At 61.2% G+C, this 16,358-nt stretch carries 17 protein-coding genes; 15 read left to right on the top strand and 2 right to left on the bottom strand.

The genetic code is table 11. The features are described from left to right. Positions 1-11 precede the first annotated feature (11 nt). The 13 genes from flhF (at position 12) to BWR59_RS27635 (ending at position 12,744) form a co-directional block, all read left to right on the top strand. A complete protein-coding gene (gene flhF, locus BWR59_RS27575) occupies positions 12-1,367 on the top strand; it encodes a flagellar biosynthesis protein FlhF (protein ID WP_081568862.1) in 1,356 nt (451 codons plus the stop codon). Positions 1,368-1,486: 119 nt separating this feature from the next. Further along, positions 1,487-2,320 carry a flagellar synthesis regulator FleN gene (gene fleN / locus BWR59_RS27580; RefSeq protein WP_062385964.1) on the top strand — a complete coding sequence of 278 codons (834 nt, stop codon included), beginning with the start codon at positions 1,487-1,489 and terminating at the stop codon, positions 2,318-2,320. After that, positions 2,317-3,057, top strand: coding sequence for an RNA polymerase sigma factor FliA (fliA, locus tag BWR59_RS27585; protein WP_081568863.1), 741 nt, complete (start codon positions 2,317-2,319; stop codon positions 3,055-3,057). Before fleN ends, fliA begins: the two co-directional genes overlap by 4 nt. Positions 3,058-3,321: 264 nt before the next feature. Further along, positions 3,322-3,696, top strand: coding sequence for a chemotaxis response regulator CheY (locus BWR59_RS27590; RefSeq protein ID WP_175500148.1), 375 nt, complete (start codon positions 3,322-3,324; stop codon positions 3,694-3,696). Between the two features lie 19 nt (positions 3,697-3,715). Further along, complete coding sequence (locus BWR59_RS27595; protein WP_081568864.1) at positions 3,716-4,504, top strand: protein phosphatase CheZ; 789 nt, start codon at positions 3,716-3,718, stop codon at positions 4,502-4,504. A 130-nt stretch (positions 4,505-4,634) separates the two neighbouring features. Then, positions 4,635-6,917: a chemotaxis protein CheA gene (locus BWR59_RS27600; protein WP_081568865.1), complete on the top strand. Its 2,283-nt coding sequence runs from the start codon at positions 4,635-4,637 to the stop codon at positions 6,915-6,917. A gap of 191 nt (positions 6,918-7,108) precedes the next feature. Next, positions 7,109-8,278 (top strand): chemotaxis response regulator protein-glutamate methylesterase, encoded by a 1,170-nt coding sequence (locus tag BWR59_RS27605; RefSeq protein ID WP_081568866.1) that lies wholly within the window; start codon positions 7,109-7,111, stop codon positions 8,276-8,278. After that, entirely contained in the window at positions 8,278-9,018 is a 741-nt protein-coding gene (locus tag BWR59_RS27610; RefSeq protein WP_081568867.1) for a flagellar motor protein, read from the top strand. The genes BWR59_RS27605 and BWR59_RS27610 overlap by 1 nt, the downstream gene beginning before the upstream one ends. Before the next feature lie 7 nt (positions 9,019-9,025). Next, entirely contained in the window at positions 9,026-9,907 is an 882-nt protein-coding gene (motD, locus tag BWR59_RS27615) for a flagellar motor protein MotD (protein WP_081568868.1), read from the top strand. Positions 9,908-9,952: 45 nt separating this feature from the next. After that, positions 9,953-10,741 carry a ParA family protein gene (locus tag BWR59_RS27620; RefSeq protein ID WP_081568869.1) on the top strand — a complete coding sequence of 263 codons (789 nt, stop codon included), beginning with the start codon at positions 9,953-9,955 and terminating at the stop codon, positions 10,739-10,741. 114 nt (positions 10,742-10,855) lie between these two features. Next, positions 10,856-11,779, top strand: a complete 924-nt coding sequence (locus BWR59_RS27625) for a CheW domain-containing protein (RefSeq protein ID WP_081568870.1) — start codon at positions 10,856-10,858, stop codon at positions 11,777-11,779. Between the two features lie 86 nt (positions 11,780-11,865). After that, positions 11,866-12,345 (top strand): chemotaxis protein CheW, encoded by a 480-nt coding sequence (locus BWR59_RS27630; RefSeq protein ID WP_074759332.1) that lies wholly within the window; start codon positions 11,866-11,868, stop codon positions 12,343-12,345. Beyond that, a complete protein-coding gene (locus tag BWR59_RS27635; RefSeq protein WP_081568871.1) occupies positions 12,346-12,744 on the top strand; it encodes a DUF2802 domain-containing protein in 399 nt (132 codons plus the stop codon). A gap of 104 nt (positions 12,745-12,848) precedes the next feature. On the opposite strand, the gene BWR59_RS27640 is transcribed toward BWR59_RS27635, so the two are convergent. Further along, positions 12,849-13,169 carry an EscU/YscU/HrcU family type III secretion system export apparatus switch protein gene (locus BWR59_RS27640; RefSeq protein WP_081568872.1) on the bottom strand — a complete coding sequence of 107 codons (321 nt, stop codon included), beginning with the start codon at positions 13,167-13,169 and terminating at the stop codon, positions 12,849-12,851. Continuing rightward, positions 13,169-14,794 (bottom strand): flagellar hook-length control protein FliK, encoded by a 1,626-nt coding sequence (locus BWR59_RS27645; RefSeq protein ID WP_081568873.1) that lies wholly within the window; start codon positions 14,792-14,794, stop codon positions 13,169-13,171. The genes BWR59_RS27640 and BWR59_RS27645 overlap by 1 nt, the downstream gene beginning before the upstream one ends. A 206-nt stretch (positions 14,795-15,000) precedes the next feature. Between BWR59_RS27645 and ccmA the strand changes: the two genes are divergently transcribed. Both ccmA and ccmB read left to right on the top strand, forming a co-directional pair. Continuing rightward, positions 15,001-15,636: a cytochrome c biogenesis heme-transporting ATPase CcmA gene (gene ccmA, locus BWR59_RS27650; protein ID WP_081568874.1), complete on the top strand. Its 636-nt coding sequence runs from the start codon at positions 15,001-15,003 to the stop codon at positions 15,634-15,636. Beyond that, positions 15,633-16,304: a heme exporter protein CcmB gene (ccmB, locus tag BWR59_RS27655; RefSeq protein ID WP_081569087.1), complete on the top strand. Its 672-nt coding sequence runs from the start codon at positions 15,633-15,635 to the stop codon at positions 16,302-16,304. The genes ccmA and ccmB overlap by 4 nt, the downstream gene beginning before the upstream one ends. The last annotated feature ends 54 nt before the right edge of the window (positions 16,305-16,358 follow it).

The raw sequence follows: 16,358 nt of genomic DNA on the forward strand, positions 1-16,358 counted from the left end.
GGTAGTGAGTCATGCAAGTTAAGCGTTTTTTCGCCGCCGATATGCGACAAGCCATGAAACTGGTTCGTGATGAGCTGGGCGCTGAAGCCGCCATCATCGGCAACCGGCGGATCGCCGGTGGCGTGGAACTGACCGCCGCGCTGGACTACAAATTGTCCGCGCTGGCGCCGCGTGTGCCGAACATCGAGCTTGAAGACGAGCTGCGCAAGACCCAATCGCGGATCGTCAGCGCTCAGGCCGAGCTGACGCATCGCAGCGAAGTGGACACTGTCGCCAACCGTCAGCTGTTCACCGGCATTGCCATGGACGACAGCAAGCAGATCGAGCCGACGCTGGACGAACCGTTCCGCCCGTCGATCCACGCCGCCATTGCCGCGGACCGTGCCGAGCGCGCCGAACGTGCCGCCGCCGAGCCTGCCGTGAGCCAGCGGGCCTACGACTCGATGCGCTCCGAATTGAATGGCCTGCGTGAACTGCTGGAAGTCCAGCTGGGTTCGCTGGCCTGGAATCAACTGCAAGGCACACGCCCGCAACAGGCTAATCTGTGGCGTCGCCTGCAACGCATCGGCTTGTCCGGCCCGCTGTCGCGCGACTTGCTTGCGATGGTTCCGGATGCTGACGATCAGGCGCACACCTGGCGCATGTTGCTGGCGCATCTGGCCCGCATGATCGTGACGCCCGATGTAGAGCCGCTGGAAGAGGGCGGGGTGATTGCCATGGTCGGTCCTGCCGGTATGGGCAAGACCACCACTCTGGCGAAACTTGCGGCGCAATATGTGTTGAAATACGGCGCGCAAAACATCGCGCTGGTGAGCATGGACAGCTTTCGTATCGGGGCTCAGGAACAGCTCAAGACGCTGGGACGTATTCTCAATGTGCCGGTGACGCACGTCGATCCGGGACAGTCCCTGGCGCAGGCGCTGGAACCTCTGCTGCGCAAGCGCGTGGTGTTGATCGACACCGCAGGCCTGCAAGCCAGTGATCCGGCATTGCGTCTGCAGCTGGAAAGCCTGGCAGGCCGTGGTATCAAGGCCCGCAATTATCTGGTGCTGGCAACGACCAGCCAGAAGCAGGTGCTGACAGCGGCGTACCACAGTTACAAACGTTGCGGCCTGGCCGGGTGCATCCTGACCAAGCTGGACGAAACGGCAAGCCTTGGCGAAGTGCTGAGCCTTGCAGTGACACACGAGTTACCGGTGGCCTATCTCACTGATGGCCCACGGATACCGGATGATCTGCATCTGCCACGTCGGCACCAGCTGGTCAGCAGGGCTGTCAGCGTGCAGATGCAGGAGGAGCCTAGCGAGGAAGCGATGGCGGATATGTTTGCGGATCTTTATCACAGCCCCGGCAAGCGCGCGGGCTAGGTTAAGGAAAATGACATTGGAAAATACCTGCATCGATGGTCTGCCAGGCATTGTTCACTCAGTGAACGTGCAGCCCGAAATGTGGCTTAGGTCTAAGCAAGACAAGGTAAAAAATTAACATGGGCAGCATGCATCCCGTTCAGGTTATCGCGGTGACCGGTGGCAAAGGTGGCGTAGGCAAGACCAACGTGTCGGTGAATCTCTCGCTGGCCCTGGCCGAGCTGGGACGTCGCGTCATGTTGCTGGACGCCGATCTGGGTCTGGCCAACGTCGACGTATTGTTGGGGTTGACCCCTAAACGCACCCTGGCCGACGTCATCGAAGGGCGCTGCGAGCTGCGCGATGTTCTGTTGCAGGGGCCAGGCGGTGTTCGCATCGTGCCTGCGGCTTCCGGCACTCAGAGCATGGTGCACCTGACGCCTGCGCAACACGCAGGCCTGATTCAGGCATTCAGTGACATCGGCGACAACCTGGACGTGCTGGTGATCGACACCGCTGCCGGGATCGGCGAGTCGGTGGTCAGCTTCGTTCGCGCGGCTCAGGAAGTGCTGTTGGTGGTCTGCGACGAGCCGACTTCGATCACAGACGCCTACGCGCTGATCAAGCTGCTCAACCGCGACTACGGCATGAACCGCTTCCGCGTGCTGGCCAACATGGCGCAGAGCCCGCAGGAAGGGCGCAACCTGTTCGCCAAGCTGACCAAGGTCACCGACCGTTTCCTCGACGTGGCCCTGCAATATGTCGGCGCCGTGCCGTATGACGAATGCGTACGCAAGGCGGTGCAGAAGCAGCGCGCGGTGTACGAGGCGTTCCCCCGTTCCAAATGTGCGCTGGCGTTCAAGGCCATCGCGCAGAAGGTCGATACCTGGCCACTCCCGGCGAACCCGCGTGGCCACCTTGAATTTTTCGTTGAACGTCTGGTTCATCAGACCAGCGCAGGGCCAGTGTCATGACAGCAAGCGGCTATCGCATGTACAGCAAATCATCCAAAGATTCTCAGTATGAGCTGATCGAGCGTTATGCCCCTCTGGTCAAGCGCATCGCTTACCACTTGCTGGCGCGTCTTCCGGCCAGCGTACAGGTCGAGGACCTGATTCAGGCCGGCATGATCGGTCTGCTCGAAGTCTCGACCAAGTACGACTCCACCAAGGGTGCGAGTTTCGAGACGTACGCGGGTATTCGTATCCGTGGCGCGATGCTTGATGAAGTGCGCAAGGGGGACTGGGCGCCACGTTCGGTTCACCGCAATACGCGCATGGTCAGCGACGCGATTCGTGCAATTGAAGCAAAAACCGGCCGTGACGCTAAAGATCACGAAGTTGCGGCCGAACTTCAATTGAGTCTCGACGATTACTACGGGATTTTGAACGATACCCTGGGCAGTCGCCTGTTCAGCTTCGACGACCTGTTGCAGGACGGCGAGCATGAAGGACTGCACGAGGACGGCGCGAGCCAGTCGCTCGAACCGTCACGGGATCTGGAAGACGAACGCTTCCAGAGCGCGCTGGCGGACGCCATTGCCAACCTGCCCGAGCGTGAACGCCTGGTGCTGGCGCTGTACTACGACGAAGAGCTGAACCTCAAGGAAATCGGTGAGGTCCTGGGTGTCAGCGAGTCGCGGGTCAGCCAGTTGCATAGCCAGTGCGCCGCGCGGTTGCGCGGCCGGTTGGGCGAGTGGCGCGCGCGTTGACTCATCAAGCGTAGACCGTGGTGTCTGCGTGTTGCATGTAAGACCGGCTGTGCAAAATGTTGTGTGGGTCATAAGAGAGACAAGGCAGGAGCCGGTCGGATCAGGTCTTTCAAAGTCCGGTTCCGCTGCGCTCGTCAGTTGTCGATTCAAAACCCCTCTTATTGTTTTCGCACACTGGTCATCAGGTTGTGCCGGTATTGATTGAACGCGCGTCCAGGTGCTGGACGCGTTAAAGACTGCTTGGAGGTCGAATTGGACAAGAACATGAAAATCCTCATCGTTGATGACTTCTCAACGATGCGGCGGATCATAAAAAACCTGTTGCGTGACCTTGGGTTCACCAACACGGCCGAAGCAGATGACGGTACCACCGCATTGCCGATGCTGCAGAGCGGGGCTTTTGACTTCCTGGTCACTGACTGGAACATGCCAGGCATGTCCGGCATCGACCTGCTGCGTCAGGTGCGTGCCGATGAGCGTCTGCGTCATCTGCCGGTGTTGATGGTGACTGCCGAAGCCAAGCGCGAGCAGATCATCGAAGCCGCTCAGGCCGGTGTGAACGGCTACGTGGTGAAGCCATTCACCGCCCAAGTGCTCAAAGAGAAGATCGAGAAGATATTCGAGCGCGTCAATAGCTGATGTCCGCTGCGAGGGCGCTATGGATCCTAAAGATTCGACAATGGGTGACTTCGAGTCGACCCTGAAGAAACACGCACAAGAGCTCGTCACCAGCCTCGAAAAAGGCAAGTTCGGCGACGCCGTGCAACTTATCCATGAGCTTAATCAGACCCGCGATCGTGGCCTGTATCAGGAAGTCGGCAAACTGACGCGCGAGCTGCACAGTGCAATCGTCAATTTCCAGATTGACCCGCACATGCCGCAAGCCGAGGAAGTGTCGCAGATCACCGATGCCACCGAACGCCTGTCGTATGTTGTCAGGCTCACGGAAGGTGCGGCCAACCGCACCATGGACCTGGTGGAGCAGAGCACGCCTTTGATGAACGGCCTGAGTGCCGACGCCAAGGCGTTGAGTGCCGATTGGGGACGCTTCATGCGTCGCGAAATCGGCGCTGAAGAGTTTCGTGACCTGGCCCGCCGCGTCGATGGTTTTCTGACGCGCAGCGAGAAGGAGACCCACGAGGTCGCCAGCCACTTGAACGACATTCTGCTGGCTCAGGATTATCAGGACCTGACCGGTCAGGTGATCAAGCGCGTGACCCAGTTGGTGACCGAAGTCGAGAGCAATCTGCTCAAGCTGGTGCTGATGGCCAGCCAGGTCGATCGCTTTGCCGGGATCGAGCACGACCAGGAAGTGTTCCGTAAGCAAAAAGAACAGGAAAAACTTCATTCCAAGGGTGAAGGTCCGCAGATTCATGCCGATAAACGTGAAGACGTCGTATCCGGTCAGGATGATGTAGACGATCTGCTATCCAGCCTCGGGTTCTAACTTTTAGATTCCAGGTTCTATGTGAAAGTGGCGCAAGGTTTGCGCGCGAATGCTTCGACGAAAGCAATGCGCGCAGACCGGTGATGCGGCCTCTGGATCGGTTTGACGGTTAATTTTAGGAGCACCCCCAATGAGCTTCGGCGCCGATGAAGAAATCCTTCAGGATTTTCTGGTAGAGGCCGGCGAGATTCTGGAGCAGTTGTCCGAGCAGTTGGTCGAGCTGGAAAGCCGACCGGATGATGCGGACCTGCTCAATGCAATTTTTCGCGGTTTTCACACTGTAAAAGGGGGCGCCGGCTTCCTCCAGCTCAACGAGCTGGTTGAATGCTGTCACATCGCCGAAAACGTGTTCGATATCCTGCGCAAAGGTGAGCGCCGGGTCGATGCGGAACTCATGGACGTTGTGCTCGAAGCACTGGACACCGTCAACAGCATGTTCGGTCAGGTTCGCGAGCGTTCCGACGTTACCCCGGCCACGCCTGAATTACTGGCCGCGCTGTCGCGCCTGGCTGAGCCTGCGTCGGCTGACGAAGTGGCTGCCGCGCCTGCGCCAGTGGTCGAGGCGGTTGCCGAAGCGCCGTCCGACGACATCACCGATCAGGAATTCGAACAGCTGCTCGACTCGCTGAATGCGGTCAAGGCCGAAGCGGCGGGTGCTGTTGTGCCTGCACCGGTTGCTGCCGTCGCAGCGCCTGCAACGCCGGCGCCAGCCAATGAAGCGACCAGCGATGAAATCACTGACGCCGAATTTGAATCCCTGCTCGATCAACTGCATGGCAAGGGCCAGTTCGCGGTCGACGCCGTGGTGCCAGCTGCCGCCGCTGCACCTGCTGTTGCACCGGCCAGCGACGAGATTACCGACGACGAATTCGAAGCGCTGCTCGACCAGTTGCACGGCAAGGGCTCGTTCTCGCCCGAAGCGGGTGCAGCTGCTCCGGTAGCCGCCGCTCCAACCGCGGCTGAGGCAAAAGCCGCTGCCTCGGACGAGATCACCGACAACGAATTCGAAGACCTGCTCGACCAGTTGCATGGCAAGGGCAAGTTCGAACCTGCCGTTGCGGCCAATGCTGCTACCGCCACTGCACCGGTCAAGAAAGCCGAACCCGCCAAGGTCGAAGCGCCGAAAGCCGAGCCGGCGAAAGCGGCTGCACCTGCACCTGCCGCTGCTGCGCCTGCGAAAGCAGCTCCAGCCGCCGCACCTGCACCGGCTCGTGCCGCGCCTGCGGTAGCTGAAAAAACCGAAGCGGAAACCACCGTGCGCGTCGACACCGCGCGGCTGGACGAAATCATGAACATGGTCGGCGAACTGGTGCTGGTACGTAACCGCCTGGTGCGCCTGGGGGCCAACAGCTCCGACGAAGCCATGTCCAAGGCCGTGTCCAATCTGGACGTGGTGACTGCCGACCTGCAGACCGCGGTGATGAAAACCCGCATGCAGCCGATCAAGAAGGTCTTCGGTCGTTTCCCGCGACTGGTCCGCGATCTGGCGCGTCAGCTGAAAAAAGAAATCAACCTTGAACTGGTGGGTGAAGAAACCGACCTGGACAAGAACCTGGTCGAGGCACTGGCCGACCCGTTGGTGCACTTGGTGCGCAACGCGGTGGACCACGGCATCGAGTCGCCGGAAGAGCGCGAGGCTTCGGGCAAGGCCCGTGGCGGTCGCGTGGTGCTCTCTGCGGAACAGGAAGGCGATCACATCCTGCTGTCGATTTCCGATGACGGCAAAGGCATGGACCCCGCGGTACTGCGCGCAATCGCGGTCAAGCGCGGAGTCATGGACAAAGATGCGGCGGATCGGCTGAGCGACACCGATTGCTACAACCTGATCTTCGCGCCGGGCTTCTCGACCAAGACCGAGATTTCCGACGTGTCAGGCCGTGGTGTGGGCATGGACGTGGTGAAAACCAAGATCGCCCAGCTCAATGGCTCGATCAACATCTACTCGACCAAGGGCCAGGGCTCGAAGATCGTCATCAAGGTGCCGTTGACCCTGGCGATCATGCCGACCCTGATGGTGATGCTGGGCAACCAGGCATTCGCCTTCCCGCTGGTCAACGTCAACGAGATCTTCCATCTGGACCTGTCGACCACCAACGTCGTCGATGGCCAGGAAGTGGTGATCGTGCGCGACAAGGCTTTGCCGCTGTTCTACCTCAAGCGCTGGCTCGTCAGCTCTGCCGCGCATGAAGAACAACGCGAAGGTCACGTGGTGATCCTCTCGGTCGGCACTCAGCGTATCGGCTTCGTCGTCGATCAGTTGGTGGGCCAGGAGGAAGTGGTCATCAAACCGCTGGGCAAGATGTTGCAAGGCACGCCAGGCATGTCCGGCGCCACCATTACCGGTGACGGCCGCATCGCGCTGATCCTCGACGTACCGAGCATGCTCAAGCGTTACGCCGCGCGGCGTATTTGATTCAGCGAGTGCGCTCGCTGCCACGGCGCCACGCTATCTGTAGCAGTACGGCTTGCCGGCGGTAGCGATCTTGCTGACGTCACCGCCGGCAAGCCGTGCTGCTACAGAGCGTGACCGTGTTTTGGCACTCGTTGTGTCAAGTTTGATGAAAGGGGCTGCGGGCATGGCCCGTTTCGCCTAATGGAGTGTTTATGGCAGTCAAGGTTCTGGTGGTAGACGATTCCGGTTTTTTCCGCCGGCGCGTCTCGGAAATTCTTTCCTCTGACACAACGATTCAAGTGGTCGGTACCGCCACCAATGGCAAGGAAGCGATCGAGCAAGCCCTGGCGCTCAAGCCCGACGTGATCACCATGGACTACGAAATGCCGATGATGGATGGCATTACCGCAGTTCGTCATATCATGCAGCGCTGCCCGACCCCGGTTCTGATGTTCTCCTCGCTGACCCACGAAGGCGCCCGGGTAACCCTGGATGCGCTCGATGCCGGCGCTGTCGACTTCCTGCCGAAGAACTTCGAAGACATCTCGCGCAACCCCGACAAGGTCAAGCAGATGCTGTGCGAAAAGGTGCACAGCATCTCGCGCAGCAACCGTCGTTTCGGCGGTTTCGGCAGCACGCATTCGACCACCGCAGCGCCAGCGTCGACTTCAGCACTTGCGACCAGCTCGCTGCGCAGCAGTCCGACCGCTGCTCCTGCTGCGCGTCCGGCGCCAGCACCTGCTCGGCCTGGCCCCGCGGCTCATGCGCCGCATCATGCGCCCGCTCATCACGCACCGACATCACCCGCTCCCAAGCGCAAGGCCTACAAGCTGGTTGCCATTGGCACGTCCACGGGTGGCCCGGTTGCCCTGCAGCGCGTGCTGACTCAACTGCCTGCCAATTTTCCGGCTCCCATTGTGCTGATTCAGCACATGCCCGCAGCGTTCACCAAGGCGTTTGCCGAGCGTCTGGACAAGCTGTGCCGCATCAGCGTCAAGGAAGCCGAGGATGGCGACGTTTTGCGTCCTGGCCTGGCGCTGCTGGCCCCCGGCGGCAAGCAGATGATGGTCGACGGTCGCGGGGCGGTGAAAATCCTGCCCGGCGATGAGCGTTTGAATTACAAGCCTTGCGTCGACATCACGTTCGGTTCGGCGGCCAAGTCCTATGGCGACAAAGTGCTGGCCGTGGTGCTTACCGGCATGGGCGCCGACGGTCGTGAAGGTGCGCGTCTGCTCAAGCAGGGCGGCAGCCACATCTGGGCGCAGGACGAAGCCAGCTGCGTGATCTATGGCATGCCCATGGCCATCGTCAAAGCCGATCTGGCTGACGCCGTCTACAGCCTGGACGATATCGGGCGCCACCTGGTCGAGGCGTGTCTGTAATGGATGTTCTGACGCTGATAGGGATCATTCTCGCGTTCGTCGCCATTATCGGCGGCAACTTCCTCGAAGGCGGCCATCTGGGCGCGTTGCTCAATGGTCCTGCGGCGCTGATCGTGCTGGGTGGCACCCTGGCGGCCTGTCTGTTGCAGACGCCGATGAGCGCGTTCAAGCGTGCGATCCAGATCTTCATCTGGATTCTGTTTCCGCCACGCATCGACCTGGCCGGCGGCATCGACCGCGTGGTGTCGTGGAGCCTGACGGCGCGCAAGGAAGGCCTGCTGGGCCTGGAATCGGTTGCCGACAGCGAGCCCGACGCGTACTCGCGCAAAGGCCTGCAGCTGCTGGTCGACGGCGCCGAGCCGGAAGCCATTCGCAGCATCCTGGAAGTGGACTTCATGACCCAGGAAAGCCGCGACATCCAGGCCGCGAAAGTCTATGAAAGCATGGGCGGCTACGCGCCGACCGTGGGCATCATCGGCGCCGTCATGGGCCTGATTCACGTCATGGGCAATCTGGCCGACCCCAACCAGTTGGGCAGCGGTATTGCGGTGGCCTTCGTTGCGACTATCTATGGCGTGGCCTCGGCCAACCTTATCCTGTTGCCGGTGGCGAACAAGCTCAAGGCGGTCGCCATTCGCCAGTCGCGCTATCGCGAAATGCTCCTCGAAGGCCTGCTGTCGATTGCCGAAGGCGAGAACCCGCGTTCGATCGAACTGAAGCTGCAAGGCTTCATGGAGTGATGGACTGATGGCCCGTCGACGTCGCCACGAAGAGCACGAAAATCACGAACGCTGGCTGGTCTCCTACGCGGACTTCATCACCTTGCTGTTCGCGTTTTTCGTGGTCATGTATTCCATTTCGTCGCTCAACGAAGGTAAGTACAAGGTCCTCTCCGAAGCGCTGGTCGGTGTGTTCAATGAAGCCGAGCGCAGCGTGAAGCCGATCCCGATCGGCGAGCAGAAACCGCAGACCGTGCGTCCCGCCGATCCACTGGTTCAGGACAGCGAACAAACCGACGCAGCGTTGGGGCAGGGCGCTCAGGATCCGTTGAAATCCATCGCCGATGACGTCAACGCGGCGTTCGGTGATCTGATCGCGTCCAAGCAGATGACCGTGCGCGGCAACGAGCTGTGGATCGAGATCGAACTCAACTCCAGTCTGCTGTTCGGCAGCGGCGATGCGATGCCCAGCAACCTGGCGTTCGACCTGATCGACAAGGTGGCGAAAATCGTCAAACCGTTCGATAACCCGATTCACGTCGAAGGCTTCACCGACGACCAGCCGATCAACACCGGGCAGTTCCCGAGCAACTGGGAGCTGTCCTCGGCACGCTCTTCGAGCATCGTGCGCATGCTGGCCATGGACGGTATCAACCCGGCGCGGCTTGCGTCGGTCGGTTACGGCGAGTTCCAGCCGTTGACCTCCAACGCGACCGCCGACGGCCGGGCCCGCAACCGCCGCGTGGTGCTGGTGATCTCCCGCAATCTGGACGTGCGTCGCAGCCTGACCGGCTCCGGCACCGCGGCCAACGCAAAACCCGATGCGGCACTGCGTCGTGCTGGCACACAAACTGCACCTGTCCCAGCCAAACCGCCACAAGGCGTCAAATCTTCGTCATCTGCCCCTTAAACAGGTCTCGGTCATGGTTGATATGGCTGGGGGGAAAACGAGCACATGAGAGTCTGGGCAGTAGCCAATCAGAAAGGCGGGGTCGGCAAGACCACCACCTCAATCGCTTTAGCCGGGTTACTGGCCGAGGCGGGCAAGCGCGTGGTCGTGGTCGACCTGGACCCTCACGGCTCGATGACCAGTTATTTCGGCCACAACCCCGATGCGCTGGAGCACAGCTGCTACGACCTGTTTCTGAACAAGGGCGCGGTACCTGACGGCTTGCCCGGTCAACTGCTGCTGCCCACCAGCGACAAACGCATTTCCCTGCTGCCTTCGAGCACCGCGCTGGCGACCCTTGAACGACAAACCCCCGGCCAGAGTGGCCTCGGTCTGGTGATCGCCAAGAGCCTGGCGCAGCTGTGGCAGGACTTCGATTACGCGATCATCGACAGCCCGCCGTTGCTGGGCGTGTTGATGGTCAATGCCCTGGCAGCGAGCCAGCAGCTGGCAATTCCGGTGCAGACCGAGTTCCTCGCGGTCAAAGGCCTCGAGCGAATGGTCAACACCCTGGCGATGATCAACCGCTCGCGCAAAGTGCCGTTGCCTTACACCATAGTTCCGACCCTGTTCGACCGCCGTACCCAGGCGTCGATGGGCACGCTCAAATTGTTGCGCGACAGCTACCCGGAGCACGTCTGGAATGCCTACATCCCGGTCGATACGCGCTTGCGCGATGCCAGCCGGGCAGGGGTGACCCCGTCGCAGTTCGACAATAAGAGTCGCGGCGTGCTGGCATATCGCGCGTTGCTCAAACACATGCTCACCGAACAGCTTGTCGGACAGGTGGCCTGACGTGTCCATTGATCGTTTATTCACATGCGTTGCGTCTGTGGGCTCAAGTCGGCACGTTATTCAGCCGATATCGGGTTCAGGCGGTAATCGCATCACTTATTTTCGGGCCCCTGTATGAACCGCCCTCTGGACATCGCTTCACGGCCACAACTGGCGCTGCAAAACTACCTCGACGCGTTGCTGCAAGACGCCACCGAAGAGCTGGAAGTCGAGAGCGTCGACGAATTTCAGGCGGCCGTGCTCGAAGAGCAGGCCCATGATGCACGCATGCGCTCGGCGGTTGCCGAAGCGGTCGCGGCTGCTGTTCCGGTCATCCGACCTGCGCCGGTTTCGTTGGCGTTTACGCCCGAGATCAAGCCCGAGCCGGTCGTTCGACGGGTTGCCGAGCCTGTGGTGGCCAAGGTGTTCGAAGCGCCGGTCATCCTGCCACCGGTCATTGCGCCTCCGGTTATCGCGCCTGTTGTCGAACCGGTTGTGCCAGAACCTGAAGTAGCGTTGGTCGAGCCGGTCGCCGAAGTGCATCTGCCTGCACAACGAACGCCGACGCCGCCACCGACCTCGGACGAGCGTCCAGCGTGGGCAGAAGAACCCTTCGAATGCCTGCTGTTCGACGTCGCGGGTCTGACGCTCGCGGTGCCTCTGGTGTGCCTGGGTTCGATTTACCCACTGGCCGGGCATGACCTGACGCCGCTGTTCGGCCAGCCGGACTGGTTTCTCGGGATCCTGCCCAGCCAGGCAGGGAACCTGAAGGTGCTGGACACCGCGCGCTGGATCATGCCGGACCGTTATCGCGACGACTTTCGCCAGGGCTTGCAGTATGTGATTTCGGTTCAGGGCTATGAATGGGGGCTGGCGGTGCATCAGGTCAGCCGCTCGCTGCGTCTGGACCCGAAGGAAATCAAATGGCGCTCCCATCGGGGTCAGCGCCCTTGGCTTGCCGGGACCGTCATCGAACACATGTGTGCGCTGCTGGACGTTGCCGCGTTGGCCGAGCTGATTGCCAGCGGCGCCGTCAAACAGATGCAGGCATTTAAATAAACATCGGCAACTGAACATCATCGAATAAACACAGGCCGGCGTCTGAAGCGTCGTCCGCAAAGCACAACACGCAAGGGGTTAGGGGTATGAAGAAGTCGTCAGCACAGGGTTCCGAAGATCCGATTCTGCAGTGGGTCACCTTCCGCCTGGACAACGAAACGTATGGCATCAACGTGATGCAGGTTCAGGAAGTGCTGCGTTACACCGAGATCGCCCCGGTTCCGGGTGCCCCAAGCTACGTGCTGGGCATCATCAACCTGCGCGGTAACGTGGTCACCGTGATCGACACCCGTCAGCGCTTTGGTCTGTCGCCGGTTGAAGTCAGCGATAACACGCGTATCGTGATCATCGAGGCCGATAAGCAAGTGGTCGGGATCCTGGTCGATAGCGTCGCTGAAGTGGTTTACCTGCGTCAGTCGGAAGTCGAAACCGCGCCGAACGTCGGCAACGACGAATCCGCAAAATTCATCCAGGGCGTCTGCAACAAGAACGGCGAACTGCTGATCCTCGTCGAGCTGGACAAGATGATGTCCGAGGAAGAGTGGTCCGAGCTGGAGAACATCTGATTGATTTTCGAGGTTGCGGTCATTTTTCTGGCGGTGTTGTGGGTCGCGAGCGTCGCGATGTTCATGGCCCACACCAAACGCCAACGCACACTGGCCATGCAGCAGGTCGAAGCCGACTCGCTGCGTGACCAGCGCATTCGCGATCTGGCCCGGCGCCTGGAAAACTACCAGGGCGGAACGGTGAAAATGGGCGAGGACTTGCACGAGCTGCGCTCCATCGTCGCGCCGCTGCCGGACAAGATCACCGCGCTCGAACAGCGCGATCCCTCCACGCTCTCCTTCGCCCAGGCCGCGCGCCTGGTCGGCATGGGCGCCAGCGTCGACGAACTGACTCAGTCCTGTGGGTTGACCCAGGCTGAGGCGCAGTTGATGACCAAGTTGCACGGCAACGGCAACTGATCGTCCGTTTTGCCTCCACATCTGCAGCAGTCCGGCTTGCCGGCGGTAGCGATCTTCCGGTCATTACCGCCTGCAAACCCGACCCATAGGTGCGTCTTCGATGATTATCTGGGAGTGATATCCCGCTCCACCGGCTCAGGGTCCGGATCGAAGCCCACCGGGAACTTGCCCTTCAGACGCCAGGCGAAGGCGATGATTTCGGCGATCGTCAGGTACAACTCCTGCGGGATGCTGTCGCCCAGCTCCATGCGCGCGAGCATCTTCACCAGTTCGGCGTTTTCATAGATCGGCACCTTGTATTCCCGGGCAATCGCAAGAATGGCTTCGGCCAGCGCATCGTCGCCCTTGGCGGTCAGCGTCGGGGCCTGCTGGCCGTCGTAGCTCAGGGCAATGGCCTGACGCGAGTTCTGGTCGTGGGTGTTCATCAGGCGTTCTCGTCGATCCAGCGTTGTTCCAGCACCGTGCGCGAACCCTGGGCCGGTACCCCGCGGTTGCATTCCAGTTTCTTGACGTTCAGGCCGCATGCCACGAGTCGGGCGCGCAGGCTGTCCAGTTCGCTGGAAATCAGCTCCGCCGCGCCTTCGCGCTCGGCCCACATCTGGCTGGATAGGTTGCCCGCGATCAATTGCGCCTGCACCTGCAGCGGGCCCAGCGGCTCCAGGTCGAAGGCCAGTTCGACGCGCCAGAGTTTTTCCTTCTCCTTGACCTCCTGAGTCGCGTTTTCAGGCGTCTGTTCGCGTTCGGGGGTGTCTTCGCGCTGAACCTTGACCTGCAACGGCACGATGTCGTGAGCGTTGCGCATGGGGATTTCCAGCTGCCAGGTGGTCACTTGCGTACCATCGGCGTGGGTGCGGGTCTGTTCCAGTCCGCCCAGTTGATGGCTTTGCAAACGCGAAATCGCCCCCGCCGCCAGTTTCAGCAGGACCTCCAGATCGTCCTTGTTTTCCGGGTTGCCGAGGGTTCGGGAAGGTAATGGGAAGTTGATCGGCAGGGCCGGCGCAGCCACCAGTCCCAGCGTGCCCAAGGCATTGCGGATCACACTCGGCATTGCCCGGGCAAGCGTGTTGGCGGCGGCGGCAGCATCGTAACTGGCGTTGTTCGGCAGGCCCGGAAGGATCTGCGCGATGATGCGCAGCAGATTGGCCTTCATGTCTGGCACCAGCGTCGGGTTTTCTCCCGCCATCAAGCGCGACTCCATGAACAGCCCACTGGCGTTCAAGGCCTGTGCTACGCCCTTGGCGGTGGTCATCTGTTGCAGGTCCGGCAGGTCGGCAAACAGCTGATCGATGCTGGCGCGCAGCGACTGCGGCAGGTTATCGGGCGTGTTCGCGCCGGGCTGTGGGAGATTTTGCAGCGCGGTCAGCAGGCTCTGCAGCGAGCCCTGTCGGCTCTGCTGGGTCGAAAGCTGTTGGGCCAGGGCCAGTTCGTCGAGGCGATTGGGCATGGCGATGAAATTCAGTGCCTGGCTGTTCTGCACCTGAGCGCTGAGCAGGCTGCCGACCCGTAATGGCTGCGGGCTTTCGATGGTCAGGCTGCTGCCGGCCAGCGCGGTATTGAGCAGCATGACAATGGAGCGATATGTCGTTGGTGCGTTTGCGCCGCCTGCGGATTGGCCCGCCAGTTGTGCGACGTTCTGCGCCTCGACCTGGGTCGTCAGTACCTTGCCCTGTAGCAGCGTGCCCGCAGGGAGCTGGCGGGTGTCGATGCTGGTCAGGCTGTTGGCGATGGCTTTTTGCAGGTCCTGCACGCTGATGGTCAGCGTGTCGGCCGAACCCTGGGCGACGTTGACGTTGGTGCCCGGCGTCAATGGCAACGTACTGCTGACGGGCAGGGTGGTCTGCTGGCCGTTGTTCATGGTCAGCTTGAGCAGCAGCTGGAAATCCTGGCCGAGCTGCTTGAGGCTGACCACCTCGGCATTGGCGACTTGACCGGAGTTGAGCAGGCCTTCGCGGGGCTCCATCAGTTTGAGCACTTCGCCCGGCGGCACACCCGCGCGCAACAAGGCCGTGGCGGCCGCTACTGGAGAAAGATTGGGTATATCGCCTGTCATCAGATCCCGACTCGGTAAATATGCGCTCTGGGTCGCCCGTCTTGCGGTGGTCGCCGTTTCAGCGCGAGCACGGCAACCGCGCCTATCTATGTATAATCCTGCGCCAACGTCATCGGCGGGCTACCGTTAAGCTGCATCAGTATAACGGCCGCCCTGAGCGTGACTTGAACCGCCGTGCACACCTGCTATCCGAAAAGAAGGCCTACATGTCGATCCCTGTTCTTGAAGCCGTGGCGCTTGCCTGCGAGCGTGACTGGCGTCTGCTGTTCGAGCATCTCGACCTGCGGCTGGCGGCGGGCGACATGGTGCAGATCAGCGGCCCCAACGGCAGTGGCAAGACCAGCCTGTTGCGGCTGCTGAGCGGGCTGATGCAGCCGACCTCGGGCGACGTGCTGCTCGACGGCAAACCGCTTTCGGAGCAACGCAGCGAACTGGCCCACAACCTGCTGTGGATCGGCCATGCCGCCGGAATCAAGGACCTGCTCACCCCCGTTGAAAACCTCTCCTGGCTCTGCGCCTTGCATCAAAGCGTCGCGTCCGCCGATATCTGGCAAGCCCTCGAAGCGGTTGGACTGCGCGGTTTCGAAGACGTGCCGTGCCACACGCTGTCTGCCGGGCAAAAACGCCGGGTGGCTCTGGCGCGGCTGTACCTGCCGGGCCCAGCCTTGTGGATGCTCGACGAACCCTTCACGGCGCTGGACAAGCAGGGCGTCGCGCAACTCGAAGCGCATCTGGCCGAACACTGTGACAACGGCGGCACCGTGGTATTGACCACGCACCACACGCTGAGCCGCACACCGGCCGGTTATCGCGATCTGGATCTGGGGCAATGGGCCGTATGAGTCATGTGTTCACCCTGCTGATCGCCCGCGAAGCCCGTCTGCTGTTCCGTCGTCCCGCCGAGCTGCTCAATCCGCTGGTGTTCTTCGCCATCGTCATCGCGCTGTTCCCGTTGGCCGTGGGCCCTGAGGCGCAATTGTTGCAAACCTTGTCGCCGGGATTGGTCTGGGTAGCGGCATTGTTATCGGTGTTGCTGTCGCTGGACGGCCTGTTCCGCAGCGATTTCGAAGACGGTTCACTTGAACAATGGGTGCTTTCGTCGCACCCTCTGGCGCTACTGGTCCTGGCCAAGGTGGCGGCGCACTGGGCGTTTTCCGGTCTGGCGCTGGTGTTGCTGGCGCCGCTGCTGGCGCTCATGCTGGGGCTGCCGAGCGCATGCCTGCCGGTGTTGCTGTTGTCGCTGTTGCTGGGCACACCGGTGCTGAGCCTGCTCGGTGCAGTAGGTGCGGCCTTGACCGTAGGGCTCAAGCGCGGTGGCCTGCTGCTGGCGTTATTGATCCTGCCGCTGTATATCCCGGTGTTGATTCTGGGCAGCGGTGCGCTTCAGGCGGCACTTCAGGGCATGCCCGCGACCGGCTATCTGCTTTGGCTTGGCAGCCTGACCGCGTTGGCGATAACCCTGACACCTTTTGCAATTGCTGCTGGCTTGAAAATCAGCGTTGGCGAATAATCGGATTCTGACCGACCGGACAACTTTTCGGTCGTCGGAGCCAGGACGCTTCAA

The sequence above is a fragment of the Pseudomonas sp. Bc-h genome (genome assembly GCF_002080045.1).
Taxonomy (GTDB): domain Bacteria; phylum Pseudomonadota; class Gammaproteobacteria; order Pseudomonadales; family Pseudomonadaceae; genus Aquipseudomonas.

What these genes read in the sequence shown, in the direction of transcription:
- BWR59_RS27620 (WP_081568869.1), top strand. Translation starts at nt 9,953, where the DNA reads ATGAGAGTCTGGGCAGTAGCCAATCAGAAAGGCGGGGTCGGCAAGACC.
- fleN (WP_062385964.1), top strand. Translation starts at nt 1,487, where the DNA reads ATGGGCAGCATGCATCCCGTTCAGGTTATCGCGGTGACCGGTGGCAAA.
- BWR59_RS27630 (WP_074759332.1), top strand. Translation starts at nt 11,866, where the DNA reads ATGAAGAAGTCGTCAGCACAGGGTTCCGAAGATCCGATTCTGCAGTGG.
- ccmB (WP_081569087.1), top strand. Translation starts at nt 15,633, where the DNA reads ATGAGTCATGTGTTCACCCTGCTGATCGCCCGCGAAGCCCGTCTGCTG.
- BWR59_RS27590 (WP_175500148.1), top strand. Translation starts at nt 3,322, where the DNA reads ATGAAAATCCTCATCGTTGATGACTTCTCAACGATGCGGCGGATCATA.
- fliA (WP_081568863.1), top strand. Translation starts at nt 2,317, where the DNA reads ATGACAGCAAGCGGCTATCGCATGTACAGCAAATCATCCAAAGATTCT.
- BWR59_RS27640 (WP_081568872.1), bottom strand. Translation starts at nt 13,169, where the DNA reads ATGAACACCCACGACCAGAACTCGCGTCAGGCCATTGCCCTGAGCTAC.
- BWR59_RS27600 (WP_081568865.1), top strand. Translation starts at nt 4,635, where the DNA reads ATGAGCTTCGGCGCCGATGAAGAAATCCTTCAGGATTTTCTGGTAGAG.
- BWR59_RS27625 (WP_081568870.1), top strand. Translation starts at nt 10,856, where the DNA reads ATGAACCGCCCTCTGGACATCGCTTCACGGCCACAACTGGCGCTGCAA.
- flhF (WP_081568862.1), top strand. Translation starts at nt 12, where the DNA reads ATGCAAGTTAAGCGTTTTTTCGCCGCCGATATGCGACAAGCCATGAAA.
- BWR59_RS27605 (WP_081568866.1), top strand. Translation starts at nt 7,109, where the DNA reads ATGGCAGTCAAGGTTCTGGTGGTAGACGATTCCGGTTTTTTCCGCCGG.
- BWR59_RS27645 (WP_081568873.1), bottom strand. Translation starts at nt 14,794, where the DNA reads ATGACAGGCGATATACCCAATCTTTCTCCAGTAGCGGCCGCCACGGCC.
- BWR59_RS27610 (WP_081568867.1), top strand. Translation starts at nt 8,278, where the DNA reads ATGGATGTTCTGACGCTGATAGGGATCATTCTCGCGTTCGTCGCCATT.
- motD (WP_081568868.1), top strand. Translation starts at nt 9,026, where the DNA reads ATGGCCCGTCGACGTCGCCACGAAGAGCACGAAAATCACGAACGCTGG.
- BWR59_RS27595 (WP_081568864.1), top strand. Translation starts at nt 3,716, where the DNA reads ATGGATCCTAAAGATTCGACAATGGGTGACTTCGAGTCGACCCTGAAG.
- ccmA (WP_081568874.1), top strand. Translation starts at nt 15,001, where the DNA reads ATGTCGATCCCTGTTCTTGAAGCCGTGGCGCTTGCCTGCGAGCGTGAC.